The sequence below is a fragment of the Bradyrhizobium lablabi genome (assembly GCF_900141755.1).
Taxonomy (GTDB): Bacteria; Pseudomonadota; Alphaproteobacteria; order Rhizobiales; family Xanthobacteraceae; genus Bradyrhizobium; species Bradyrhizobium lablabi_A.
On record NZ_LT670844.1, the window covers coordinates 2,866,816 to 2,890,981 of the forward strand.

Annotated in this window: 29 protein-coding genes; 7 read left to right on the plus strand and 22 right to left on the minus strand. The window is 60.8% G+C overall.

Translation table 11 applies throughout. The features are described from left to right. The first annotated feature begins 734 nt into the window (after positions 1-734). The gene (locus tag B5526_RS13290; protein ID WP_079538620.1) at positions 735-1,037 is read left to right on the plus strand and encodes a HigA family addiction module antitoxin; all 303 of its coding nucleotides are present in this window, start codon (positions 735-737) and stop codon (positions 1,035-1,037) included. Between the two features lie 412 nt (positions 1,038-1,449). After that, positions 1,450-2,622: a DUF3800 domain-containing protein gene (locus B5526_RS13300; protein WP_172842039.1), complete on the plus strand. Its 1,173-nt coding sequence runs from the start codon at positions 1,450-1,452 to the stop codon at positions 2,620-2,622. A 22-nt stretch (positions 2,623-2,644) separates the two neighbouring features. Here the strand turns inward: B5526_RS13300 and B5526_RS13305 are convergent, their stop codons facing one another. The 13 genes from B5526_RS13305 to B5526_RS13365 all read right to left on the minus strand — a co-directional run bounded on the left by B5526_RS13305 (position 2,645) and on the right by B5526_RS13365 (position 14,112). After that, positions 2,645-3,784, minus strand: coding sequence for a DUF3800 domain-containing protein (locus B5526_RS13305; RefSeq protein ID WP_079538625.1), 1,140 nt, complete (start codon positions 3,782-3,784; stop codon positions 2,645-2,647). 120 nt (positions 3,785-3,904) lie between these two features. Beyond that, positions 3,905-4,759: a toll/interleukin-1 receptor domain-containing protein gene (locus B5526_RS13310; RefSeq protein WP_079538627.1), complete on the minus strand. Its 855-nt coding sequence runs from the start codon at positions 4,757-4,759 to the stop codon at positions 3,905-3,907. A gap of 431 nt (positions 4,760-5,190) precedes the next feature. Next, positions 5,191-5,598 (minus strand): hypothetical protein, encoded by a 408-nt coding sequence (locus tag B5526_RS13315; RefSeq protein WP_079538628.1) that lies wholly within the window; start codon positions 5,596-5,598, stop codon positions 5,191-5,193. A gap of 696 nt (positions 5,599-6,294) precedes the next feature. Next, positions 6,295-6,777, minus strand: coding sequence for a DUF2852 domain-containing protein (locus B5526_RS13320; protein ID WP_079538630.1), 483 nt, complete (start codon positions 6,775-6,777; stop codon positions 6,295-6,297). Positions 6,778-6,882: 105 nt separating this feature from the next. Next, positions 6,883-7,638, minus strand: coding sequence for a TetR/AcrR family transcriptional regulator (locus B5526_RS13325; protein WP_079538631.1), 756 nt, complete (start codon positions 7,636-7,638; stop codon positions 6,883-6,885). Positions 7,639-7,805: 167 nt separating this feature from the next. Continuing rightward, the gene (locus B5526_RS13330) at positions 7,806-8,222 is read right to left on the minus strand and encodes a YciI family protein (RefSeq protein ID WP_079538633.1); all 417 of its coding nucleotides are present in this window, start codon (positions 8,220-8,222) and stop codon (positions 7,806-7,808) included. A gap of 140 nt (positions 8,223-8,362) precedes the next feature. Continuing rightward, on the minus strand, positions 8,363-8,770 hold the full coding sequence (locus B5526_RS13335; protein ID WP_079544969.1) for a YciI family protein: 408 nt from the start codon (positions 8,768-8,770) through the stop codon (positions 8,363-8,365). Positions 8,771-8,895: 125 nt separating this feature from the next. Next, entirely contained in the window at positions 8,896-10,113 is a 1,218-nt protein-coding gene (locus tag B5526_RS13340) for an MFS transporter (RefSeq protein WP_079538635.1), read from the minus strand. Positions 10,114-10,350: 237 nt separating this feature from the next. Beyond that, positions 10,351-11,559, minus strand: coding sequence for a serine hydrolase domain-containing protein (locus B5526_RS13345; RefSeq protein WP_244562286.1), 1,209 nt, complete (start codon positions 11,557-11,559; stop codon positions 10,351-10,353). A 93-nt stretch (positions 11,560-11,652) separates the two neighbouring features. Then, on the minus strand, positions 11,653-12,312 hold the full coding sequence (locus B5526_RS13350) for a glutathione S-transferase family protein (protein ID WP_079538637.1): 660 nt from the start codon (positions 12,310-12,312) through the stop codon (positions 11,653-11,655). A gap of 22 nt (positions 12,313-12,334) precedes the next feature. After that, positions 12,335-12,700 (minus strand): nuclear transport factor 2 family protein, encoded by a 366-nt coding sequence (locus B5526_RS13355; protein ID WP_079538638.1) that lies wholly within the window; start codon positions 12,698-12,700, stop codon positions 12,335-12,337. Positions 12,701-12,712: 12 nt separating this feature from the next. Continuing rightward, positions 12,713-13,258 (minus strand): dihydrofolate reductase family protein, encoded by a 546-nt coding sequence (locus tag B5526_RS13360; RefSeq protein WP_079538640.1) that lies wholly within the window; start codon positions 13,256-13,258, stop codon positions 12,713-12,715. Positions 13,259-13,728: 470 nt separating this feature from the next. Next, the gene (locus tag B5526_RS13365) at positions 13,729-14,112 is read right to left on the minus strand and encodes a cupin domain-containing protein (RefSeq protein ID WP_079538644.1); all 384 of its coding nucleotides are present in this window, start codon (positions 14,110-14,112) and stop codon (positions 13,729-13,731) included. Positions 14,113-14,280: 168 nt separating this feature from the next. On the opposite strand from B5526_RS13365, the gene B5526_RS13370 reads away from it, so the two are divergent. From B5526_RS13370 to B5526_RS13380, 3 genes are all read left to right on the plus strand, one after another. Beyond that, the gene (locus tag B5526_RS13370) at positions 14,281-14,574 is read left to right on the plus strand and encodes a hypothetical protein (RefSeq protein WP_079538646.1); all 294 of its coding nucleotides are present in this window, start codon (positions 14,281-14,283) and stop codon (positions 14,572-14,574) included. Positions 14,575-14,699: 125 nt separating this feature from the next. Beyond that, positions 14,700-15,485: an SDR family NAD(P)-dependent oxidoreductase gene (locus B5526_RS13375; RefSeq protein WP_079538648.1), complete on the plus strand. Its 786-nt coding sequence runs from the start codon at positions 14,700-14,702 to the stop codon at positions 15,483-15,485. Between the two features lie 241 nt (positions 15,486-15,726). Further along, positions 15,727-16,167 (plus strand): hypothetical protein, encoded by a 441-nt coding sequence (locus tag B5526_RS13380; protein ID WP_079538649.1) that lies wholly within the window; start codon positions 15,727-15,729, stop codon positions 16,165-16,167. A 1-nt stretch (position 16,168) separates the two neighbouring features. On the opposite strand, the gene B5526_RS13385 is transcribed toward B5526_RS13380, so the two are convergent. The 3 genes from B5526_RS13385 to B5526_RS13395 are packed head-to-tail and all read right to left on the minus strand — an operon-like array spanning position 16,169 to position 17,602. Beyond that, entirely contained in the window at positions 16,169-16,582 is a 414-nt protein-coding gene (locus tag B5526_RS13385) for a VOC family protein (RefSeq protein WP_079538651.1), read from the minus strand. Between the two features lie 30 nt (positions 16,583-16,612). Further along, on the minus strand, positions 16,613-17,149 hold the full coding sequence (locus B5526_RS13390; protein ID WP_079538652.1) for an SRPBCC family protein: 537 nt from the start codon (positions 17,147-17,149) through the stop codon (positions 16,613-16,615). Between the two features lie 39 nt (positions 17,150-17,188). Beyond that, entirely contained in the window at positions 17,189-17,602 is a 414-nt protein-coding gene (locus tag B5526_RS13395) for a DoxX family protein (RefSeq protein ID WP_079544971.1), read from the minus strand. Positions 17,603-17,872: 270 nt separating this feature from the next. On the opposite strand from B5526_RS13395, the gene B5526_RS13400 reads away from it, so the two are divergent. Continuing rightward, positions 17,873-19,027: an IS4 family transposase gene (locus B5526_RS13400; RefSeq protein WP_079544972.1), complete on the plus strand. Its 1,155-nt coding sequence runs from the start codon at positions 17,873-17,875 to the stop codon at positions 19,025-19,027. Positions 19,028-19,080: 53 nt separating this feature from the next. On the opposite strand, the gene B5526_RS13405 is transcribed toward B5526_RS13400, so the two are convergent. After that, a complete protein-coding gene (locus B5526_RS13405; protein ID WP_079538654.1) occupies positions 19,081-20,352 on the minus strand; it encodes an RNA polymerase sigma factor in 1,272 nt (423 codons plus the stop codon). After that, positions 20,349-20,717, minus strand: a complete 369-nt coding sequence (locus B5526_RS13410; protein WP_079538656.1) for a YciI family protein — start codon at positions 20,715-20,717, stop codon at positions 20,349-20,351. Before B5526_RS13410 ends, B5526_RS13405 begins: the two co-directional genes overlap by 4 nt. 128 nt (positions 20,718-20,845) lie before the next feature. Here B5526_RS13410 and B5526_RS13415 point away from each other — a divergent pair, with 128 nt between their 5' ends. After that, a complete protein-coding gene (locus tag B5526_RS13415; RefSeq protein WP_079538657.1) occupies positions 20,846-21,811 on the plus strand; it encodes a 2-hydroxyacid dehydrogenase in 966 nt (321 codons plus the stop codon). 153 nt (positions 21,812-21,964) lie between these two features. On the opposite strand, the gene B5526_RS13420 is transcribed toward B5526_RS13415, so the two are convergent. From B5526_RS13420 to B5526_RS13435, 4 genes are all read right to left on the minus strand, one after another. Then, positions 21,965-22,456 carry an SRPBCC family protein gene (locus tag B5526_RS13420; protein ID WP_197688437.1) on the minus strand — a complete coding sequence of 164 codons (492 nt, stop codon included), beginning with the start codon at positions 22,454-22,456 and terminating at the stop codon, positions 21,965-21,967. Continuing rightward, on the minus strand, positions 22,437-22,853 hold the full coding sequence (locus B5526_RS13425) for an ArsR/SmtB family transcription factor (protein WP_079538661.1): 417 nt from the start codon (positions 22,851-22,853) through the stop codon (positions 22,437-22,439). Before B5526_RS13425 ends, B5526_RS13420 begins: the two co-directional genes overlap by 20 nt. 110 nt (positions 22,854-22,963) lie before the next feature. Then, positions 22,964-23,395: a VOC family protein gene (locus tag B5526_RS13430; RefSeq protein WP_079538662.1), complete on the minus strand. Its 432-nt coding sequence runs from the start codon at positions 23,393-23,395 to the stop codon at positions 22,964-22,966. Between the two features lie 119 nt (positions 23,396-23,514). Next, positions 23,515-24,162, minus strand: coding sequence for a TetR/AcrR family transcriptional regulator (locus B5526_RS13435; protein WP_079538664.1), 648 nt, complete (start codon positions 24,160-24,162; stop codon positions 23,515-23,517). Between the last annotated feature and the right edge of the window lie 4 nt (positions 24,163-24,166).

The window sequence follows — 24,166 nt, forward strand, 5'->3', positions numbered from 1 at the left end:
AAAGCCGGATGCCCGATGCACCCGCAGCCCGTGTGCATTGGTAGTAAGCACACGGTAGTCACCACGAGTACGCCGGAAATCACCCGGCTTTCCCCGCGCAATGGTTTTAACGGTTTCCTTCGTGCTCTCCCCGGCGACGAATTCCTTTTTGTCACCGTCGCCTCGCGGATTACGATTTGTCTAAGCCCGGTTGGGCCGACGCATCTCTGCGAGGCTTGACATCAGCAACGGATGCCAGGACCACACGACTTCGCCGTACGCAGCGACCTTGCCAAACGCATCGACAGGCCATGTGCCGCCGACCGAGGCTTTGGCGAAGGCGTTGAAGCGCCGTTCGTCCGCGCGCTGGCTGTTCGCTCACAGATCATAAGACCTGCCCTGCGACTCCACGCGCGCCCGACGCTGCCGCGTCCACCGCATCCCACCGCACGTTCGTGACGATCGCGAGCCGCCCCTCTTTCGGGTGAGACGGGCAAGCTTGTAGAGATGATTTGCCCGACGGGTTAAGCGGAATATTTTTCGCAAGCGATCTGGACAGGGCAAATCAGCTTGATGCGGCAGGCGAATTTTCTTTCGAGGCGCAACGCCGTGGCCGGCCGCAACGTCATGCGAGCGAACGGCCGGAGGCGGGCATTGATCCGTCCTTCGAGCCGGATATGCTCCGAATGGCCCGAGCTTGCAAAAGGTCCGTCGAACGTAGAGATCGTGGATTATCATTGACTGGAAAGACGACGATGCCCCGCCCCGCAATTCATCCCGGCGAGATTCTCGCCGACGAACTGAACGAACTCGAGATCACGCCGACCGAGCTGTCGCGTCAGATTTCCGTGCCGCCGAACCGCATCTCGCAGATCATTCAGGGCAAGCGTGCGATTACCGGCGATACCGCGCTCCGTCTCGGACACTGGTTCCAGACCAGCCCTCAATTCTGGCTCAATCTTCAATCCGCCTACGATCTGCGCCTCGCAGATGATGCGATCGGACGCGAGGTCGCAGCACTTCCGACCAAACCGGAAAGACGCCGCGCCGGCGCATAAAGCAAACCGCCCGTCTGCTGATCGCAAACGGGCGGTTTGTTGCTATCAGGCTCTATGACGGCACATCGCCTGAGGCTGTCGAAATTACTTCTGCTTTGGGGGCATGGCGGACGTGGCCATACTTGCTGCTGGCTCGCCCCGGTCGCCAGAGAGGGCTGGGCGCAGAACCCTGGAAAGATATATCGAGTGGGCGTGGTGGTTGTCCTCCCGCCGAATCTTCTCCCGCCTAATGGTCCGCGGCCGTCGTTTCCAGGGGGTCCGCTGGGCCGCGCGCTTCTGGATCGGCTGGCCGACCACGGCTACGGGGCTGGGTGAGCGCAGCGAGTAGAGCCTGACCGGCGAAGCCGGACGCGCCTGATTCCGAAACTTCTCTCATTCCACTTTTGGTTGATTCTCTTTATTGTCGCCGATCATGTCCGAGATTCTAGACATTTCATGTGATGAAGCCGGCCATACTGGACCTGACCTTCTCCAGAAGGATCAGCGGATGTTTGCTTTCGGTTCGGTCGCAATCAGCGACGCAGAAGCCTTCGAAATCATTCGGAAGGTGCGCGCGGACCATCCTGTGCAGATGCCTGAGCTCAAGGCATCCAAGCTTCTCGCAACGGAACGTGGGCGAAAGCTTGTGGCCGCGCTGTTCAGTGCTATGGACGGTCGATACGTCGTTAGCGTCAACGACAAGCTCCTGGCGCTCTGCGGATGGTTCTTCGAGTACATCTACGAGCCAGTCTACCAGGACAATCCGCGACTTCTCTATCAGAAGAATTTCCACCGCTTCATTGCGATGTATTCCTATCTTTGGATGACCGATCCGAGCAGCGACGCGAGGCGCGCAATCGAGCAATTTCAAAAATACATGCGCTCGCGCGATCCTGCTGATGCGCCATTCCTCTTTGATAACCCGCGCCCTCCGCTTTCCGACGCGGGGACCGAACACCCGTTCGAATCCGTCCTGCGTTTTGCCTATGGATACCGTGACATCATTACGGCCGACAACGCCCGACTTGATGTTGTCCTTCCTGATCAAGCGCGCTGGGTTCTCGACCTTTCGGCCGCAGCTTTGTGGAGTCATCTCAACCACTGGGGCCGCACCGGAAAACTGCTGTCGGTGCGGTGCGATTCAAGCAAGCCGCTTCAGGCGATCGCTTCGAAATTCACCGGCGACGATAACGACCCTGGAATCCACCAAGCGCGCATGAAACACAACCCGGAGCCGCTAGGCTGGAAGCTTCTCGAACCTGTCGCTTTTGTGGACTCGCGCGATCACCCCGCAATTCAGCTCGCGGACGTGGTCGCGGGAACGACGGTAGCTCTATTCACAGACGGCCTGCCCGGATGCGACGTTATCGTCGAGAGCATCAGCCGCCATGGTCATCCCCATTCCATTCTGCCGGACATGGAGGTGGTTGATCCGGCGACCCGCGCCGCCGCTGTCAACGCTCTGATGGTTTATGACCTCGCCAAGCGAGCGGAGCGGCACGGCGACCCCTATGAAAACCTTGAAGCGATGTATCGTTTTGCCGATGTGAGCTGGGTCAGGGGCGATTTCGAACTCATTAAAAGCGGGCGTAATCCGGCCGGTTGACGGCGGCTGCGACCGACGTCGTCTAGGACTTCATCGGGGGGGCGTAGGTACCATCCTGGAAGCCCAGGAATAGATCTAGCTTGTCGAGATCGTGCATGCTGGAGACATGATTCAGGAAGGCAATGTTGGCATCGTGCGAAGCAGCAAGAAGATCGCGAAGTAGCTCCGAATTCTGCAGGCTAGTGCCAGTCAAGTTCGCTCGATCCGCAGCCACCTCGTCCCGTGGCGTTTCGGTGAAGTAGCTGTGCATCTTGCCTAGCACTCCCACGACGATATCGGCGAGCTGGATGCCGGGCTCGGCTTTGGAGTCCGCAAAGCGATAATGCATGACCGGTTCGCCGCCCCTGGTGAGGGGCGTTTTCAGGAAACGGTCCTGGATCGACTCCTCCATGTCCAGGACATGGGTGGCGTGTTTGAATATGGCAATGCGGCCCAAGTAGAAGGTGCTGAAGTCGTCAATCAGCATGTTGGGCGGATAGCCTTCAATGAAGTCGAGGCTGTCGAGCCCTCGTCCAGACTTGAGCACGCCCTTCAGCATGGTTGCATTGAGCGCCGGCAGCACAGCGCTATTGTGCTCCAGCAGGGCGACGAGTTCATTCAGGAACGGCTTACGACTTTCGGGGGTCAAGCCAGGATAGCCGTAGTGATGGAATAGGCCGATCGTGGCCGGAAGATCACTCCTCAGCACCGCAGCCAGGTCGCTCTTCAGCAGCGCATGGTATTGGAACAGGACGGGATCGCGGAGCTTGGGTAGAATCGAATCGACGATGTCGACAATCGACCAATAGAGCGGGTCAAGTTCATGGTAGTGAATCATTAGCCTGTTGTCGGTGATCCAGCGCAAGAACGTGGTCAGCTTGGCAGAGCGCAATAGCTCCAGAAAATCGCCTTTCGCGACGTGCTCAAGTTTGATTTCGCGGGCCGTCTTCTGAATTTGCATGGCCGCCCGCAAAGGCTGAACGTCTATGGGGCGCGGCGCACCGTCATGCACCACGCCGCCCAAGACGAATACCTTCAATTCGGCGACGTTTAGGCCGTGAGCGGCGACATGCAGCTTGCGGATATTGTTCGTCTCATCGTGATAGAATGTATAGCTCTCATTGGCCTTGGTGAGCCCGTACAGCCTTATTTGAGACTCTCTAAACTCATCGATATCAACCAAAAAGCATCCCCGAGCTTCAGTCACTCCCGAATGTACAGAATGTTTGCACGTGGCGACCCAGTACTATCCATCTCCTGGGTATGTGAGGTAGTAGAGGGCTTGCGCGCACTGCGGTGCTAGTTACGGCTCAGTGATTGCGTTGTACAGTTTTCGAACGACTTCAGCTTCCCCCAGTTGTTCCCAATTGAGACCGACCTTGTCAGCGAGGCTCGGTGAATACTCATACACCTGTCGAGCTGAAACGTTATGCCATACGGGCAGCACCACAGAACGTTGCTCCAAAATCTCTCGTGTGAATACCGAGTTAAACTCCACCTTTGTCCATCCGCCATTGGAAATGAAATTCGGACTCAGAATCAATACGCATTTTTTGGTCTCTTTCAAACCCTTCTCAATGCTTTCGCGAAGGCTATCGCCTACCTTGAGAGAATATTCATCGTACCAAACGTGGCACATAAGTTTTTGTAGTCCGATCGTAATCGGGAGCGCAATGTCCGTCTTGTCTCTGCTGTCATGAGAGATGAAAGCCATCGGTTTTTCGAGCTCGATTTTCGTCTTCATGTACTGCTGCCCCCTCACGGTTAGCCATAGCATTTTCTGCTTACACAACGCGTCTAACGCCGGGTCGGGCGCATCATCTACGACATCATCAGAATAGATATAGACACGATTAGAGAAGGGCGAATTGTCAGACCCTATCAAGCCATATTGAACGTCACCACCAAATGACGAAAGAGTCCTGATGCCATTTGATTGGGTTACAGCCTCATCCACGCTGTTCACCAACGATTCGAAAATCTGCAGAAAGTGTGCGTGATGTGGAACCCAATAGGCGACAAATTTCGCCGACGAATAAGTCTCGGTTCCCACCTTCACATCGATGTCGATCGGATTCGGGCCAGTCGTTTTCCAAGAAAAAAAGAAGGTCAGGGCGTTCGCAAAATCCGTCTGAAAATATTCTTTGAGAGTCGCCACCGATTACCTCGCCAAGCAAAGCACAATCCATCGTAGCACGCGCAAAGTGTCTCACCCAATCGAAAAAGCATTTCCTCTATTTCCACCACACCAAACCCGTCCTTCTCTTTCGACGATTTAGCACCATTCGTCGGCTGAATGGCTGCAAGTGCTTCCGCCTTCGCCAAGGCTGCGGCGGACGGGGACGCACTCCTTCTCTGTGTTCCGGTCGCAGGCGATGTACCCGCCGTCTCCGGCGGAAGGCCTCCGTCAGAAGGCCGCGATTGGCGCGGTCGAAACGCGCTCTGGGTCCCAAGGAAGACTCTCGGCGGCAGCGTCTTCTCACATCCTTCAGAGCCCACGGCAATCATTGGCGATCGACATTCCGCGGATGGCGCCTCGTCGAGTGCGCCATCCGCACCTGCAATCGGTCTCTTACGAAGAAACAAGCCTTAAGCCTTCAGGTCCGTGATCCGCATGATCGCGACCCCGCTCCCATCGTTGTACGCCTGCTCTTTTGTGTCCTTGTTGCAGGTCCAGACAAAGTTCTTCTTGGCCGTAAAGGTCTTTCCCTCCTGCTCGATCCGAAGCTCCCCCTCGGGGATATGGCAGATCATGGCATTCATCATCGGGGGGCCGGCTGTCTTCGATCCCGGCTGCATAATGACATCGCGCATTGAGACGGTCTTAAAACCGGGGATGATGGATGGTGTCTCGCCATCGTAAGCACGCACCACGACACCGGGCCACGGCGTCGTGTCCTTGTAGCCCGTGGTTTGAGCGGCGGCTGGCTTCATGATGGCCACCGTAGCCGCTGCCAACCCGATTCCCAATGCTGACCTTCGATCGATCTTGTTCATCGCTTTTCTCCTGACGTTACGCGACGAGCCGCCGCAGAAGCGGCGCGCGCATTTCGTGGAATGTGAATGGTGGTGCGAACCGAAAAAAGCATCGGTCTCTCAAGAGAGCGTGCCTGCCGATGGCATCAGTGCTGCTCGTTCGCCCCGGACGGCGATTTCGGCTGTCCCGTTTCAAGGGCAACTACATTGTACGCGACCTGACGCGCCTGAGAAACAGCATCAAAAATGCACAATGTCTCAAATTGGTTAGAGCCTGTGACGGAAGACGGGACCCGGTGTCGGCAGCTTCACTCCGGCCATAGCGGGTCAGCGTGACTGACCGGCCCCGCGGCTCGGTCGGCGGTAAGTGCGCCGCCACGACCCGATTGGAGTCCCGTCCGGAGGCGACGACTGCGGTCCCAGAATGTCCGGATTTGGCACATCGCGACGTCTCTCCGCGCTATAGAATTTGGTCACTGTCGGGCTATAGCGGACATCGATCAAGCCGCGCCAATTAAAGCTTGATTTGAGAACGCGCCCTAGGCCCAGCCCTGATTCAATCAGAACCGAACAGGCTCGGGCCCGGCCTTGACGGAACGCCCGCTGCACAAAACAAAACCGCCCGTCTGCTCATCGCAAACGGGCGGTCATCGCCGTCAGGTTTTGTGGGGGCACGCGGCCTGAAGGCGTTGGCCTTCCGGTCTCAGGCTTGGGATCTCAGGCTTGCGGCTGGCCGTCCTGGGGCGGCGGGGTCGGGCGTGTGCGGTGCTGCGCCATGAACTGGTCGAACTCTTCCTTGTCCTTGGCGTGACGCAGCCGGTCGAGGAATGCCTTGAACTCGGTCTGCTCTTCTTCGAGACGCCGCAAGGTTTCCATGCGGTATTCGTCGAAGGCGCGGTTGCCGCTGGTGGGCGGGCCGAACGGGAAACCGCGGCGCTCCATGCGGTCGCGCATCCGCTCCATCTTGTACTGCATGCGCTCCATCTTGTTCGAGAAGCGGTCCCCGTTGCTCCAGCAAGCCATTTTTCTGCTCCCGAGTGTGAAAAAGAGAAGGGCGAGGCCGATCGGCCACCAGATGATGAAGCCGAGCACGGTCACGGCGATCCAGCCGGGGTGCCAGGGTGAATCGAGCATATGCGGGCGGTAGTGGGGCTCTTCAGCGGGGCCGCGCCAGCGATTGACATCTGCGGTGTAGGCCATTTCCCTCTCCATGACGGCATCACGCCGTTGTGAATGTAAATAACATTTACATAGGTAACCCATCGCGGATTTTTGTCAAGCTGGGCGCAACCCGCGTCCTCGAATTTATTTTGGGGTGCCCCAAGGACCTGAGGGAGGGCCTGAAGGAGGGCCTGAAGGCGGAATGGGAGGCGGCTCGGCCGCTTTTTGATCGGCCTTGTCCTTCTGTGCCGAGGGCCGCTGGTCGGTCAGGAAGCCGAGGCCACGCAGATAGATCAGCACCTCGGCTTCGAGCAGATCCTCCGCCGTCATCGGCAATTTGCGGCGCGCCGCATCGCCGCGGGCGAACAGCGAGGCGACGCCGTGCGACATCGACCAGATATGCAACGCGATCATCATCGCCGGCGGGCGCGGCACACCAGGCGGCGCCAGCGCGGCGAGGCGCTCGGCGGCGGCCCTGATGATGCCGAAGGCGCGCTCGCTTGCGGCCATCAATGCGGGACTAACGTCGACCGGAAGCCCCGATTCGAACATCGCCGAATAGAACGCCGGCTCGTTGCGGGCGAACGCGAGATAGGCCTTGCCGACCCGCTCGAACGCTGTGACGGTGTCGGGGCGTCCGTCGTCCCAGGCCTCCGTCAACACCGCCTCGAACTGCTCGAATCCGCGTTGTGCGATGGAGGAAAGCAGCTCGTCGCGGTCGCGAAAATGCCGGTAGGGCGCCGCCGGGCTGACGCCGGCCATGCGCGCGGCATCGGCGAAGGTAAATCCGGCCGCGCCTTTCTCCGCGATCAGTCCGAGTGCTGCCTGCAGCAGCGCCTCTTTCAGATTGCCGTGATGGTAGCCGCGCTCGGCGCGGCGCTCTTCCTTGCGCCAGCTCATGTGAAAGGCTTTTACATGAGCCGGGCGCAAAGGTCACTAGAGCCCATTCCGTTTCGATGAAATCGAACCGGAATGGGCTCTAGATTCTTGTTTTGACGCGTTTTCTTAACGCGAACCGGTTTCCACTTCGCTTGAAAACGCTCTAGCTTGTCCAAGGTTGCCAAACGTTAACGCTTGGTTCCGGCTTGCAATTCGGCGAATCCGGCGGCGGCCTGTTGCACATCGGGCGGAAAATCCGACATTTCCTGCACCTGGCGGATTTCGATGATCTCATTGCTCGACGCCGGGCACTTTTTCGCCCACTCGATCGCCTCCTCGCGCGATTTCACGTCGATCATCCAGTAGCCGCCGAGCACCTCCTTGGACTCGGTGAAGGGACCGTCGGTCACCACGGGCTTGCCGGTCCCGAATGAGACGCGAGCGCCCGTCGACGGTGGATGCAAGCCATCGAGCGCGAGCAGTACGCCGGCGTCCTTCAGGGCTTGGTTGTATTTCATCATCGCGGACACCCGCTCAGGGTCGAGCTTAATTTCGGGCGGCGCGGTCTCGTAGCCTAACGGGATCATCAGCATCATGAATCGCATGGTCGGAGTCCTTGCTAGTTCGGCTTTCGTCATTCCGGGGCGCGCCACGCGCGAACCCGGAATCTCGGGCCGTAATCTCGGGATTCCGGGTTCAGCCCTGCGGGCTGCCCCGGAATGACGGTGTGGGCAATTCTACTTCTTCACTGACTGGCGCGCAGACGTTGTTCCTGGTCGCGCAATTCGGGCGTCAGCGCCTCGCCGAAATCTTCCGCATCGAACACCTGCCGGATTTCGATTTCGGACCCACCGTCGAACGGCGCGCGCTTCATCCACTCGATCGCCTCATCCAGCGATTCGGTCTGGATCAGCCAGAAGCCGCAGACGAGATCGTTCGTCCCGCTGAAAGGACCGTTGGTGATGGTGCGTTGCTTGCCGGAATATTTGATGCGGGCGCCTCTCGAACTTGGATGCAGGCCCTCGCCGGCCAGCATGACGCCGGCCTTGACCATCTCTTCGTTGAATTTTCCCATCGCCATCAGCAGCTCGGTGCTCGGCATGATGCCGGCCTCGCTGTTCCTGTCGGCTTTCACAATCACCATGAATCGCATCGTCATGCTCCCTTTGATTTTAAAAGGCCGGCACTTGACCGGCGCTCGTCAACAAGACGAACCGGGTTTTTCGGCACCGACATATCCGGTGGAATTATTTCGAAGCTGATTGCCGGCATGGATCCTCACGCCACCTGCAGCTGATCGCGCGAGCGCGGCAGCGGCGGAAATGCAAATGCTACCGCCATCGCACCGAGCCCCAGGCTGAACGAGCCGATATAGAGCCAGCTATAGGCATTGAACGTGTCGAACACAAAACCGCCGGCCAATGGCCCGATCGCCATGCCGAGACTCGATACCATCGTCGCCGCGCCGAATATCGTGCCCATGATGCGCTGGCCGAAATATTCGCGCGCCAGCACGGCATAAAGCGGCATCACGCCGCCGTAAGCGGTGCCGAAGATCACCGACAGCGCATAGAACTCGCCGAGCCGGTTGACGAACAGATAGGTCGCGATCGCAAGCGCCTGCACCAATAGGCCCGCGATCAGGACCGGCTTGGCGCCGAGCCGGTCGGCGAGCACGCCGAGCAGCAGGCGGCCGCCCAGTCCCGACAAACCCTCGAGGCTGTAGATGCTCACCGCCGCCATTGCCGGGACGCCGCATGAGATGGCGTAGCTCACCATGTGGAAGATCGGCCCGGAATGCGCGGCGCAACAGCCGAAGAAGGTGAGCGCCAGAACCATGAATTGCGGCGAACGCAGCGCCTGGGTTGCCGACATCCCGGCCCCGCCCGCCTCGATCGCCAGAGGCGATGCCGCGCCGGTCGTCGACGCGGCCGGAGGCTTGCGCACCAGGAGCGCTGCCGGGATCAAGAGGATCCAGGCGCCGATGCCGATGGTCATCATGGCGACGCGCCAGTCGTAGGTTGAAATCAGCCAGCGCGCGAACGGCGAGATCGTCATCGGCGCCACGCCCATGCCCGCCGACACCAGCGAAACAGCAAGGCTGCGATTGTTCTCGAACCACTGCGTGGCCGCCGCGATCATCGGGGCGAAGAAGGCGCCGGCGGCAAGGCCGACCAGAATGCCGTAGACGAGCTGGAATTCGATCAACGAGGTCGCCCGGCTCGCCAGCACCAGCCCCGCTCCAAGCAGCACCGCCCCGATCAAGACGACGATGCGGGTGCCGATCCGGTCGCTCAAAGCGCCCCAGCCGAAGCCCGCGACGCCCATGGTCAGGAAATCCAGCGTCATCGCGCTCGATATTCCGGCCCGCGACCAGCCGGTCTCCACCGACATCGGCGCCAGATAGACCGCCAGTGAAAACATCGCGCCGATGCCGACGCAGGTCATCAGCGCGCCGGCGGCGACGATGACCCAACGATAGCCGAGATGATTCATGCATGCGCCTCCGTTCGAACCGTTGCTGCGCGCCGGCTTTCGCGCCGGCCCTAAAGCGTGATGACTCTTCTTCGAATCGTCATTCCGCTCTATCTTTTTGTTTGAGCATGATCTTTTCGGAAAACCGGTACCCACTTTTCCGGATCATGCTCTGATGAGTAAGACGAACGGGATTTCGCGGGAACGACAGGTCCCCGCGGAATTATTTCGCTGGTAGGTCGGGCGCTAAAGCGACCCTCAATCGTCGATCGCCTGATAGGCCGAGGTCCAGAAATCCGCCATCACGCGCGGCGGCTGCGGCGAATCCATCATCCGCTGGGTCAGCAGAATGCCGGTGAGATTCTCGTTCGGGTCGGAATACCAGGAGGTGCCGTACCCGCCGTCCCAGCCGAACCGGCCGGGCGAGTTGTGGAGATCGTCGCGCCGGGTAGAAACCGACATGCCGAAACCCCAGCCCCGGTTGTCGCCCAGCAACAACTCCGAGCCCAGTTTCTGTTCCGGCGTGATCTGGTCGGCCGTCATCAACTCCACCGATGGACGCGACAGGATGTGCTCGCTGCCCAGACGACCGCCATTGAGCATCATCTGCGCGAAGGCATTGAAATCGTCGGCAGTCGAAACTAGGCCGGCGCTGCCGTTTTCGAACACCGGCGGGCTCGAGAATTTTCCAGTGACGGGATCGTCGAACACTTTCAGTTTTTGGGTTGCGTGATCACGGGCATAGCTGGTGGCAAACCGGTCGTATTTGCTTTCCGGCACGCTGAACGCCGTATCCTTCATCCCGAGCGGATCAAAGATGCGCTCTCGAAAAAAATCGCCGAGCGTAGTGCCGGCCACCCGCGCGATCAACACGCTCAGGATTTCCGTTCCGCTGTTGTAGAGCCAGCGCTCGCCGGGCTGATGAATCAGCGGCAGGCTGCCATAGCGCCGCACCAATTCGTCCGGCGGGAAGGACGGAAACACCGGCCCCGGCGCGAAGCCGGCTTCCGCAATCGCCGTCTGGATCGGATAGCGATCCGGGAAAATCGCAATCATGCCGTAGCCCAGCCGGAAGGTGAGCAGATCGCGCAAGGTGATCGCGCGTTTGGCCGGCACCGTGTCGTCGATAGCGGCATCGATCGTTCGTAACACCTTGCGATCGGCCAATTCCGGCAGCCAGCGATCAACGGCATCGTCGAGCCGTATTTTGCATTCCTCGACCAGGATCATGGCGGCAACTGCGGTCACCGGTTTTGTCATCGAGGTAATGCGAAAAATCGTGTCGCGCGCCATCGGCGCGCCGCCGATCGCCGCGTTGCCGATCGCGTCGACATGAATCTCGCCATGCCGGCTCACCAGCGTCACCAGCCCGGGCAACTCGCCCGCCTCGACGTGGCCGGCCAACACATCGTGCATGCGGCCGAGGCGCGCCTTCGACAGGCCCCCGGTGCTGGTCATCTTCATCATGTTGGTTCCTTCCTCAGGTATCCTGAATATTCCTGCAAGAAAGACGATTGGAACCACACCGAATCGACATGCCCGGAGTATTTTTGTACGGCCTCAGGAGCGGGCTTCTCTCGGGAACATCGCGAAATAAGGCTCGGCCTCTCTCAGGACGCGCGCGTAGGACGGCCGCGCCTTCAGGCGATCGAAATACGCCGCGACGTTCCGGTGCGCATCGCCAAACGGCATGACCTCGTTGGCATAGAACAAAGCGGGTGCCGCGGCGCAATCGGCGAGACTAAACGCTTCGCCCATCGCCCAGCTCTGCCCTGCCATCTCCCGATCGATCATCGCGTAGGAAGTCCGCAGCCGCGCTTTGGCCTCCTCGACGCCATGCGGATCGGCTTTGCCCTGCGGCCGGATTCGGTCGCCGACGATCTTCTGCATCGGCTCGTGCACATAAAGATCGTAAAATCGATCGCGCAGCCGTACCTGGCGCGCGCGGTCGGCATCCTCCGGGATAAATCGCGTGCGGCCCGGATAATACCGATCGAGATACTCGATGATGACGGTCGATTCCGGCACGGTGTCGTCCCGCGCGTCATCGCGCAGCACCGGGAACTTCCCGATCGGCCATAGCTTCAAGAGCGCCGCGCGCTCGGCCTCGTTACCGAGATCGACCATGTTGGCCGTGAACGGCGTCTCGTTCTCATACAGCGCGGTGAGCACCTTGTGGCAGTACGAGGCCAGGGGATGGAAATGCAGCGTGAGGGACATGCACGAAGCTCCGGATCAGTTTTCACTTTTGCTTGACGAAGACGCCGTCTTGATAGCTGGCGCCGAAATACACGTCGATACGTTTGATTTTGTCGCCTGCAAAGCCGAAGAACTCGGTATTCCGGAACTGCTTTCCGCTCTTGGCGAGACATTTGTAGGCGACAAAAGCCTCATCGCCCTCGACCAGGATTTTTTCGAGTTCGTGCCGTTCGATCCAGTCGGCGACGCGCCAGCAGCGCGAAAAATACGTCGGCTTGTCGATCTCGTCATCATACGGGCTGGTGAAGCGGAAGTCGTCAGTGAACGCGTCTACGACGGCCTTGCGGTCGTTCGTCAGGTAGGCGGCAAAGAGCACCCGGATCATCTCCGCCCTGTCCCTATTGGACATTGCGATCCTCCATTATTTCGCGGGTTCGTAACGCAGGATGACGATCCCGGTCGAATGCGATCTGCTGTCGAGCAACTTGAGCCGGACCCGTTCGCCGGGTTTGAACAACGGCGCGCCGCCGCCGAGGACAATCGGATTGACCGCGATACGAAACTCGTCGATCAGCCGGTGCGGTATCAAGCTCGCCGCGAGATCGGCGCTGCCGAACAGAAAAATCTCTTTTGTGCTCTCACGCTTCAACTTTGACACGGTGCCCGGCACATCCGTGCCGAACAATTGGGTGTTATTCCAATTGGATTTGGTCAGCGTGCGGGAGAACACATATTTCGGCAGCGCGTTCATGAGGTCCGCAACCTCGCCGGTCGCGTTTGGCCAATAATTCGCCATCAATTCATAGGTGACGCGGCCGAACATCAGCCCACCGGCGGATTTCAGTTGCTCGATCGAAAGCCGCTCCAGTTCCTCGCCCCAGACATCGAGATGCCAGGAGAGGTCGCGGTTTTCGCCTTCGATTAAGCCATCCAGCGTCATCAGATTCCACATGATCAGCTTCGCCATGCTGCCGTCCCTTCAACCGATTGGATGCCGGTTGCAAACCGGCGCTAATCTAGGAGACGAACGGAATTTTGCGGTGCCGACATTTGCGACGAAATTATTTTTGAGGGTGTCGGCACTGGCTCAGGGGGAAGAGCGCGTCTTCGACCGTCCCGCGGTCGTTCGACAGGTAGGCGGCAAAGATCGCAACACGACTCAGCGATCTCGCGGCGCGATGCGCCCGAGTCTTGGATCAACTCTTCGCCCAGAACAGGGCGTGGGGAATGCCGGGCGCCGATGCACCCGCAGCCGCGCGTGTAGTGTAGTAAACACGCGCTGCCGATTTCCCTCCGCGTCATGGCCGGGCGCGTCCCGGCGATCCACGTCTTGGGGCACGGGTGAAGAAAGACGTGGATGCCCGGGCATAGGCGAGCGGAAGCGACGCCGTCCTTCGGACGGCTATGCCCGGGCATGACGGCGGAGGAATTTGGAGCTCAAACCGCCTCCCACCTTCGCACCGTCTCGATCGCCCCTTCCGGTGTGGCTTCGAAAATCGGCGAGGCCAATACCGCGTGCAGATGCAGCGTGGCGGGGCCGGAATTGCGGAAGCCGTGCTTGCGCCCCGCGGGCACGATCAGCGATTGACCCGCCTGCACGATGATTCGCGCGTCATCGATCCACATCTCGGCTTCGCCTTCGCGCACGGTCAGCACCTCCTCCACCGGATGCGAATGCGTCGGCGCACCGACGCCGGGCGCCACCCATTGCTCGAAGATGCATAATTGCGCCGCGCCGTTTCTGGCCGAGACCAGCATGCGGGTCTCCACGCCCGGGCGCCACGCTTCCCGAGCATTGTTCTGATGAGCGATGGCCTTCATTGATTGATCCCTTCACGCCACTGACAGAGCAATTGTCACATTTTTCATTCGAATTCTTCGCTGACGCAGCATGACCTTCCCGGTCCGAAGGCCTAGACTGCACGCGGCGATGGTCCGGCGCCATGCTTAACGCTTAAAATTGAACACCGGATCGGGGAGTATCGCGCCATGTCGGGAGTACTCATCAATCTGATCATACAAATCATCAGCGGCGCCGTCGGCGGTAATGTTGCGGCGGGCGCCGCCAAGAATATCGATCTCGGTACGCTTGGAAACACCATTGCGGGCGCGGTCGGCGGTGGCGTCGGGGGACAGATCCTCGGCATGCTTATTCCGCTGCTCGCCAATTCCGCCTCGACGCCGGATATCGGCAGCATCATCGGCCAGGTGGCCGGTGGCGGCGTTGCAGGGGCGGTGCTGACCGCGATCGTCGGCGCCATCAAGAACAGGACGACGGCCTGACCAATCTGCGATCGTGAGAGGCGCGGGGTACACAGGCGTGCCCCGGATGCTGGGCCGCGTCCGGGACATGATGCGCTGCATGGGTTATAGAAACGGCAGTTCATCAACTACAAACGGTCCCACGCATGACCCCTGCCCCGCAAAAAGTCGCACTCGTCACCGGCGCCGCGCGCGGCATCGGGCTTGCGGTGGCAAAACGGTTTCTCGCCGAGGGCTGGCGGGCGGCGCTGCTCGACATCGAAGGCGAGTTGTTGTGGAAAAGCGTCGAGGGGCTGGCCGCCGCCGGCCGGACGCTGGGGCTACATTGCGACGTCTCCGACGCGAAAGCCGTCGCGAGCGCGTTCGCGGAAATCGAACGCCGCTTCGGCCGGCTCGATGCGCTGGTCAACAATGCCGGCATCGCGGTGTTCGCGCCGCTATTGGAAACTTCCGACGAGGACTGGAGCCGGGTGCTGGAGGTCAATCTGACCGGGCCGTTCTTCTGCACCAAGGCGGCGGTGCCCTTGATGCGCGAACATGGCGGCGCGATCGTCAACATCACGTCGATCTCGGCGGTGCGCGCTTCTACCTTGCGCTCGGCCTACGGCACCAGCAAAGCCGGGCTGGCGCATCTGACCAAACAACTCGCCGTCGAGCTCGCCGCGCTCGGCATTCGCGTCAACGGCGTAGCGCCCGGCCCGGTCGAGACCGCGATGGCGAAAGCCGTCCACACCCCGGAAATCCGCGCCGATTATCACGACGCCATCCCGCTCAACCGTTACGGCCTCGAAGAGGAACTAGCGGAGGCGGTGTTCTTTCTGTGCAGCGAGCGTGCGAGCTACATCACCGGACAGATTCTCGCCGTTGACGGCGGATTTGACGCCGCCGGCATCGGACTGCCGACGCTGCGCGGGCAGCGAAGGAACGGATAGCGCCTTCTTCGCCCTCTCCCCGCCCTTCGCGGGGAGAGGGTTGGGTGAGGGGCTGCTTCCACGAATGCTGAAGCAGAAGGCATGCGGAGGCTCCCCCTCACCCGCCGCGCAAGAGCGCGGCGACCTCTCCCCGCAGGCGGGGAGAGGTAAGCAAGGAGCTGGCGGACGCATCAATAATCTTGCCGCCGGCCTCACAATTGCCTAGCTGATTTCATTATTCGCTCGAAGGAGCGTTCTTTGCATGCGGACAGCTTTCGCCAGAATCATCCTGCTCGCGACACTCGTGCTTGCCCTCGCCGCGCCGCCTGCCCAGGCCGAGGTCCGCATCCTCGCCAGTCCGGGGGGACAGGTCGGGCCGTTCCTCGATCTGTTCGAGCGCGTGCGTGATTCCGGCGAACGCGTCGTGATCGACGGGCCGTGCCTGTCGGCCTGCACGCTGGTGTTGAGCATGGTGCCGAGCAGCCGCATCTGCGTGACGCGGCGCGCGATCCTCGGATTCCACGCCGCGCGTTCGATCGACCGGCGGGGGCGGATGTATGCCGAGCCGGAGGCGTCCGAACTCGTGCTCGAGGCCTATCCCGCCGCGGTGCGGGGCTGGATTCTCCGCCGCGGTGGGTTGACCTCGCGCCTGCTTTTACTGCGCGGGCGCGAATTGTCGGCGATTTATCCGTCGTGTCGCTGACTTATCCCTGCTCCGCCGGGCAGAACACCATCCAGGGAATGTCGAACTTATCGACACACATTCCAAAGCCCTTGGCAAAGAAGGTTTTGGCGAACGCCATATCGACCCTGCCGCCGTCGGACAGCGCCTTGAACTTTCGCTCGGCGTCGGCGAGGTCCTCGACCAATAGTGAAACCGAAAAGCCCTGCGGCTTGTGGAAGTGGCCGGGAGGCGCGTCGGACGCCATGATGGTGGCGCCCCCGAGCGATGCCCGGGCGTGCATGATCTTCTTCTTCCACTCCGGCGGCGTCGGCATATCCGCCGGCGCGCTCTCATGCGTCATCATCATCTCGATTTTCGCGCCGAGCGCCTTTTCGTAGTATTTCAACGCCGCTTCGCAATTGCCGTTGTAATAGAGATAGGGATTGACCTGCATCGCTTGCTCCTTGGGGCTGGTAGTGGTGGACTATTTCTCGGTGAGCCTTTTCAAATTGGCGAGACCGATTTCAAAATCCTTGCCAATCATGTGGTCCAGGTTGATGAACACCTGCATCACCTTGGACACGAAGACCGCCGGGCCATGCATGAGCCATGTCAAATGAGTGGCATCACCCTGCGGCAGCATTGTGAACTCGGCGGTGTTGTGGCCCTCGAACGGGGTAAAGAAATCGAGTTTGATGACGATCTTGGTCGGCACCGTCGTATCCAGGATCTCCATCCGCCCCGAGCCGACATTCTTGTTGCCGTCCCACCCATAGACCGCGCCCTTGCCGCTCGCGGCGCCGCTATAGCTGCGCTTCATCGCGGGATCCTTGGCCTCGTAGGGCGACCAGCTGCCCCATTGGTGGAAGTCGTTGATCAGCGGGAAGATTTTTTCCGGCGCCGCCTTGACCGTGGTAGCGCGCTGGATGCTGAACGTCCCCGGCTTGGTCGCGGCGAGGATGAGGATGACCGCAATCGCGATGGCGAGCACGATGGCGATGATGGCAATGATTTCAACCATGGAAAGCTCCTTACTTCGTGAAATTGTCAGCGCGTACAGTCAGCGGCGGAAGGGTATGAGCCCGCGCAAACTGCCGTCGCGCAGCCATAGCCCGCCCCACAGCATCAGCCCGAGATAAAACCCGAACAGGATGTGGGTGAACAGCGGACTGCCGATCCGCACATGCGATGCCATCGCGCCGCCGAGATATCCGGTCAAGAGGATCGCACCGACGAACGAGGTCGGCGGGATCGCGTAGAGAATGGTGCAGACGATCGAGATGATCCCGAGGCTTCGCGCCAGGCTTTCGCTCGAACCATAGCCGATCCGGTCCATCGTTTCCGTGACAATCGGCCACGGCACCAGCTTAATGGCGCCGTCGAACAGCATGAACACAATGACGAGACCGCTGAGAACGCGGCCCAACCAGAGCGCGGGTCTTGAGACCGGCGCGGTCTCTGCGATCGTCGACATGGCTTTCTCCGTGAGGAATAGCTGATGCATGCCTTTAAGACGAACGAGACCGGGGCGGGACGACAGGGGGGTGAAAAAAATTTCACTCCGTCATGCCCGGGCTTGTCCCCGGGCATCCACGTCTTTCTTGTGCGCGCATCCGAAGACGTGGATGGCCGGGACAAGCCCACCACTGTCCGGTTCGATTTTTGTAGACAGGGTGCATGACGAGGATTCTTCTGTGTTTTGAGCGCTTCGCACACGTTCGAGACACCGAAGGAGGTCCACGCCATGCGGCATCAGAATAGCGTATTTCACAGTCTAACAAAGCACGTTCCTTGGTCTAAGTTCGAACAGATCGTGGAGAAGTACGGGGCCGACCGGCTGGTGCGGAAATTGACGACGAAGCGTCAGTTCATCGCATTGCTGTACGGGCAATTGAGCGGCTCGACGAGCCTGCGGGAGGTCGTGACCGGGATGGCGAGCCACGAGACGCGGCTTTATCACGTGGGGGCGGCGCCGGTGAAGCGTTCGACGATGTCGGACGCCAATTCGACGCGGCCTTGGCAAGTGTTCAGCGAGCTGTTCGCGCAGATGCTGCCGCAAGCGCATCGTGGGCTGCGGCGCGCGACGGCAGACGCGGTCCGGCTCATTGATTCCACCAGTGTTCGGCTCTCCAGCCTGAGCGAAGGCTGGGCGACATTTTCGGCCGATGTGTTCGGCGCCAAGGCGCATATCGTCTACGATCCGAATGCCGATCGGCCGGTTTACTTTGCGGTGACGCCCGCTAACGTCAACGACATCACAGCCGCCAAGGCGATGCCGATCGAGCCGGGCGCAACCTACGTCTACGACCTCGGTTATTACGATTATGGCTGGTGGGCGCGGCTCGATGACGCCGGCTGCCGCTTCGTGACGCGACTGAAGAAGAATACCCCGTTCAGCGTGGTAAAGGAGAACCGCGTCCCCAAAAACAGCAATATTCTGCGCGACCGCATCGGTCATTTGCCGGCCCGGCTCGCCAACAGCCGCAAAAATCCGCTGCAAGTTCCGGTCCGAGAGATCACCGTGATCATCGACACCGGTAAGCTGTTGCGCATCGTGACCAATGATATCGACGCGCCGGCAGAAGAGATCGCAGAGCTTTACAAACAGCGCTGGCAGATCGAATTGTTCTTTCGCTGGGTCAAGCAGACGCTTCGAATCAGGCACTTCATCGGTGTCTCCGAGAATGCCGTCCGCATTCAGATCGCCATCGCCCTGATCGCCTTTCTCATCTTGCGCATGGCCCAGCTGGCTCAAAAAGCGGTGCACAGCCCTCTCGAATTTGCCCGCCTCGTCCGCACCAACCTCATGCACAGACGCCCGATCAACCATTTGCTCGAACCCCTACAGCCGATCCCGATAAACCCCGATCAGTTGAAACTTGGACTATACTTCCAATGAACCGGACAGTGGTGGGACAAGCCCGGCCATGACGGATGATAAGCTCTACGGCTCTATTTCGCCTTGGCGCCGCGCGGCTGGCTGTCGCGCATCAGGCGGTCGAGATGCATCCGGATGTGGGCGGCTTCGGCGGAAGTATTGGCCAGCGCGATGGCGCGGTCGAAGGCGATGCGGGCCTCGTCATTGCGGCCAAGCTGCATCAAAAACGCGCCGCGCACGCCGAAGAAATGAAAGTAATTCGACAGCCGCTCGCCGAGCGGCTCGATCATCGCGAGTGCGGCCTCCGCCCCGCGCACCTTGGATACCGCGACCGCGCGGTTGAGCGTCACCACCGGCGAGGGCTGCATCAGTTCGAGCGCGCCGTAGAGCAGATCGATCTGGGCCCAGTCGGTATCTTCGGGTTTTGCGGCGCGGGCATGCAGGGCGGCGATCGCCGCCTGAATCTGGTAGGGCCCGCTGTGGCGGTGGCGCATCGCCTTGTCGATCAGCGCCAGCCCCTCCGCGATCATCTTCTGGTTCCACAGCGCGCGGTCCTGATCGTCGAGCAACACCAGCGTGCCGTCTTTGTCGAAACGCGCCGCCGTGCGGGCGTGCTGCAGCAACAACAGCGCGGTCAGCCCCATGATCTCGGGCTCGCTCTGGAACAGCCGCAGCAACAGCCGTGCCAGCCGGATCGCCTCCTCGCACAGAGGTGCGCGGGCTTCGGCGGTGTCGCCGCCGGCCGAATAACCCTCGTTGAAAATCAGGTAGATCATCGCGGCGACCCCCGACAGCCGCTCGGTGCGCTCCACCGCGCCGGGCGTCTCGAACGGCACGTCGGCATCGGCAACCCGCGCTTTCGCACGGGTGATGCGCTGCTCCATGGCGGCTTCCGAGACCAGAAACGCGCGCGCGATCTGTTTCACCGTCAATCCGGAGACGATGCGCAGCGCGAGCGCGATCTGCTGGGTTGCCGGCAAATCCGGATGGCAGCAAATGAACAGCAATCGCAAAATGTCGTCGCGGTAATGCGAGCCGTCGAGGCGTTCGGCGATTGCGTCTTCGGCATCATCGAGATCGGAGATCGACTGATCGTCCTCGGGCAATGGCTGCTGCTTGCGGCTGCGGCGCACCTCGTCGATCGCGACATTGCGGCCGACCATGATCAGCCATGCCGCGGCATCGCGCGGCGGGCCATTTTGCGGCCAGCTTTTCAGCGCGCGCAAGGACGCGTTCTGGAAGGCTTCCTCGGCGGTATCGAGATTGCGGAAGTAACGCAGCAGCGCACCGACCGCCTGGGGACGCGCCGAGGTCAGCGCGGCATCGATCCAGGCGGTGTCGGTCACTTTGCCACACTCCCAGGCGTAAACATGCCGACAGGGCGGATTTCATAGGCACCGCCGGGATTGGCGGCGCCGAGATCGCGCGCGATGTCGAGCGCCTCGTCGAGATTCTTGCAGTCGACGACGTAAAAGCCGAGCAACTGCTCTTTGGTTTCAGCATAGGGGCCGTCGAGCACAACAGGCGGATTTTCCTTGCGCAGCGTGGTCGCCGCCGTCGTCGGCAACAACCGCGCCACCGGGCCGAGCCGGCCCTGTTTTGTCAGTTTGTCCTGGACGACGGCAAGTTTCTGCATGACGGCGGCGTCCTGCTCCTTGGTCCAAGAGCCGGTGAAGTCTTCATCGTGGTAGCAAAGGATGGCGTAAAGCATGCGCAGGGTTCCCGTTTAATCCAAGGACGTTTCAGTATGCCCGGAGCCGACAGCCCAGCGGAAATATTTTGCAAGACAGGCGCGTGCCGGTAAGGTCCGGAATTCCCCAATTATGAGGCAAAAATCCGATGAAGAAAGGCGCACTCGCCCTGCTGGTGCACGGCGGGACCGAAAACTGGTCCCCGGAACGATGGAAGAACCGGTTCAACGAGGTGTGCAGCGATCGCCGCGTCGTGCTGTTGCCCGATATGGCGTTCGATCCGGCCGAAATCCATTACGCCGCGGTGTGGAAGCCGGCCCCGGGCGAGCTCGCGGCATTTTCGAACCTGCGGGTGATTTTCAACCTCGGCGCCGGCGTCGATGCGCTGATGGCGGACAACAGCCTGCCGAAAGTGCCGCTGGTTCGCGTCGCGGTCGCTGACCTCACCTTTCGGATGACGGAATATGTCGTGCTGCACGTGCTGATGCATCATCGCCAGGAGCTCTATCTGCGGGAAAGCCAGCGCGAAAAACGCTGGGCGCCGCGGGCGCAGTGGCCGGCGGGTGCGATTTCGGTCGGGATCATGGGTCTCGGTACGCTCGGGGCGAATGCAGCCGAGGCGCTCCGGCATCTCGGCTTTCTCGTGTCGGGCTGGAGCCGGAGCCGCAAGCAGATCGACGGCATCGCCTGCTTTCACGGCGAGGCAGAGTTCGATACGTTTCTGCGACAAACCGATATCCTGGTCAGCCTGCTGCCGCTGACGCCGGACACAAGACACATCCTCGATCGAAAATTATTCGCAAAACTTAAGCGCGACAGCCCGCTGGGCGCGCCGGTCCTGATCAATGCCGGCCGCGGCGGCTTGCAAAACGAAGCCGACATCCTGGCGTGTCTCGATGACGGCACCCTCGGGGCCGCATCGCTCGACGTGTTCGAAAAGGAGCCGCTTCCCGCCGACAGCCGGTTCTGGACGCACCCAAAAGTCGTGCTGACGCCGCACAACGCCGCCGATACCGACGCCGACGAGATTTCAAAATACGTCGCGCGCCAGATCGAGCGTTTCGAGGCCGGCGGGGCGCTGGAAAACGTCGTCGATCTCGCGCGGGGGTATTAAGCGCGAGCTATAAATCCATCGTCGTCCCTGCGAAAGCAGGGACCCATAACCACCGGCCTCTGTTGTTACAAAAGCCAACTACCCCCGGCGCAAAACCGAGAAGCCGCGGCGTATGGGTCCCTGTTTTCGCAGGGACGACGATGGAATTTTACTTCACGCCAACCCCGCAACGACATCGGCGAGGCGGTCGTAGGCCGGCGTGACGCCGCGCTCGATGCCCGAATTCAGATGCCCGTCGCGATTTTCCTTGCTGTTGTGAAGGATGGTCGTTGTCAGTCTGGTTTTGCCGCCGAGATCCGCAAAGCTCGACGTCACCTGGTATTCGTCGGTGGTGTAACTCGGCAACACGATCCGCTCGACGAACACCAGGCGTTCGGGCCGCACGATCTCGCGATAGACGCCTTGCAGCGTGGTGTCGCGGCCGTCAGGCGAACGCAGCGTGAAGCGGTAAGCGCCGCCGACCCGCAGGTCGATCTCGCAGGCGGTCATCGGCATCTCGGCGCAGCCGAGCCAGCGCTTGAGATGCTCTGGCGTGGTCATGGCGTCGAACACCAGATGCCGCGGCGCGTCGAACATCCGCGTCATGGCGATTTCGAGATCCGACGGGGTGGTGATTTTCAGAGTCTTATCTATCCTTGCGTCCACGGTGCTTCTCCTTGGTAGGCTTCGGCTTATTGTTCGGCTTGCGCGTACGTTGCGATCCGGCTTTCGCGGCCTGATTGGCCTTCAGTTCTTCCAGATAGTCGTCGAGGCGACCGAAATTCTCGTCCCAGAACCGGCGGAAGCCTCCCAGCCAGCCATCGACTGCCCTCAGCGACACCGGCGCGATCCGGCACGGCCGCCACTGCGCCTCGCGGCCGCGCGAGATCAACCCGGCATGTTCCAGCACCTTGAGATGTTTCGAGATCGCCGGAAGGCTCATGTCGAACGGCTCGGCCAGTTCCATCACCGAGGTTTCGCCGAGCGTGAGCCGCGACAGGATTGCCCGCCGCGTCGGATCGGCAAGTGCGGCAAAAGTCGTGCTGAGCGGATCGGACGGCATTCTGTGTTTAGCCTTCTGGTTAAATAACCTTTGGGTTAAATACGGCAGGCCGATATCGATGTCAAGCGCCGCGCGGCTCTCACCGGGCGGCGCCTTGTTCCCGTAGAAACTCAGCCCTTCGCCGGCAACGCGTGTGCAAAGCTCCAGGAATGGCCGAACGGGTCCATGATGCGGGCATAGCGCGCGCCCCAAAATGCGTCCCACGGCGCCATGGTGACGACGGCGCCGGCGTCGGCGGCGCGTTGCACCGCCGCGTCGCAGTTCTCGACTTCGAGATGCATGGTGACCGAGGTTCCCTTGATCTGGTCGGGCGGATACACCGCGTCCACCATGCCATGCCCGCCGCGGTGTTCGGGAAAGTCATCCATCAGGAAAATCCGCGCGCCGTTGACGCTAATTTCCGAATGCATCAGGCGTTTGCCGTCCTGCGCCGGCATTCGCATCACCTCGGAGGCGCCAAGCGCCTTCTTGTAGAATTCGATCGCAGCGTTGGCATCGTTGACGATGAGATGCGGCGTAACGGCTTGTACGGGGTCGGCCATGTTCAAGCTCCTAGATTTTGAAAGCACGACACCATGACGAACGAGAAGTGTTGGTGCCGACAGGGGAGCCGTAAAAAATCTCCACGTCGTTCTCGCTTAAGCGGCGACGACGCGCGGGGCTAGGACCGCACCATCACGTCGATCGCACCCTTCACGATCGCTTCCAGCTCCTTGCGCGGTACCCGCGCCCGAGCCCGGATAGCGATGGTGTGGATGGTCGCGGACGCAAGCTGCGAAAGCACCACGGGATCGGCTGACGCCGGAAGCTCGCCTTTCTCCTTGGCGGAGCGGAAGCAAGCAGCGAATGCCTTGTCGAGTTCGGAAAATCCTTCCAGCACCATGCTGCGGATATCGGGGTCGAACACCGCTTCCGAGGCCGCCGTCATCACCGTGAAGCAGCCGCGCGGGCCGCTCTCGCCGGAAAGATAAATATCGAGCGCCACCGCGAAGATGCGCGCGAGGCGCTCGCGGATCGGCATTTCGTCCCGGAAAATTTCGAGCATCGCCTCGCGCGCGTCGGCGCGATAGCGCGCATAGCTCTTGATGTAGAGCTCGCGCTTGTCGCCGAACGCGCCATAAAGGCTCGGCCGGTTCATGCCGGTGGCGGCGCTGAGATCGTCGAGCGAAGTCGCCGCAAACCCGTCCTTGCGGAACAGATCGAGCGCCTTGCCGAGCGCGACCTCCGGCTCGTACGCGCGCGGCCGGCCCCGGCGCTTCGGCGTAACGGAATCAGGCTTAGCTGCCAGCTTTTTACTTTTTTGTACCATTTCG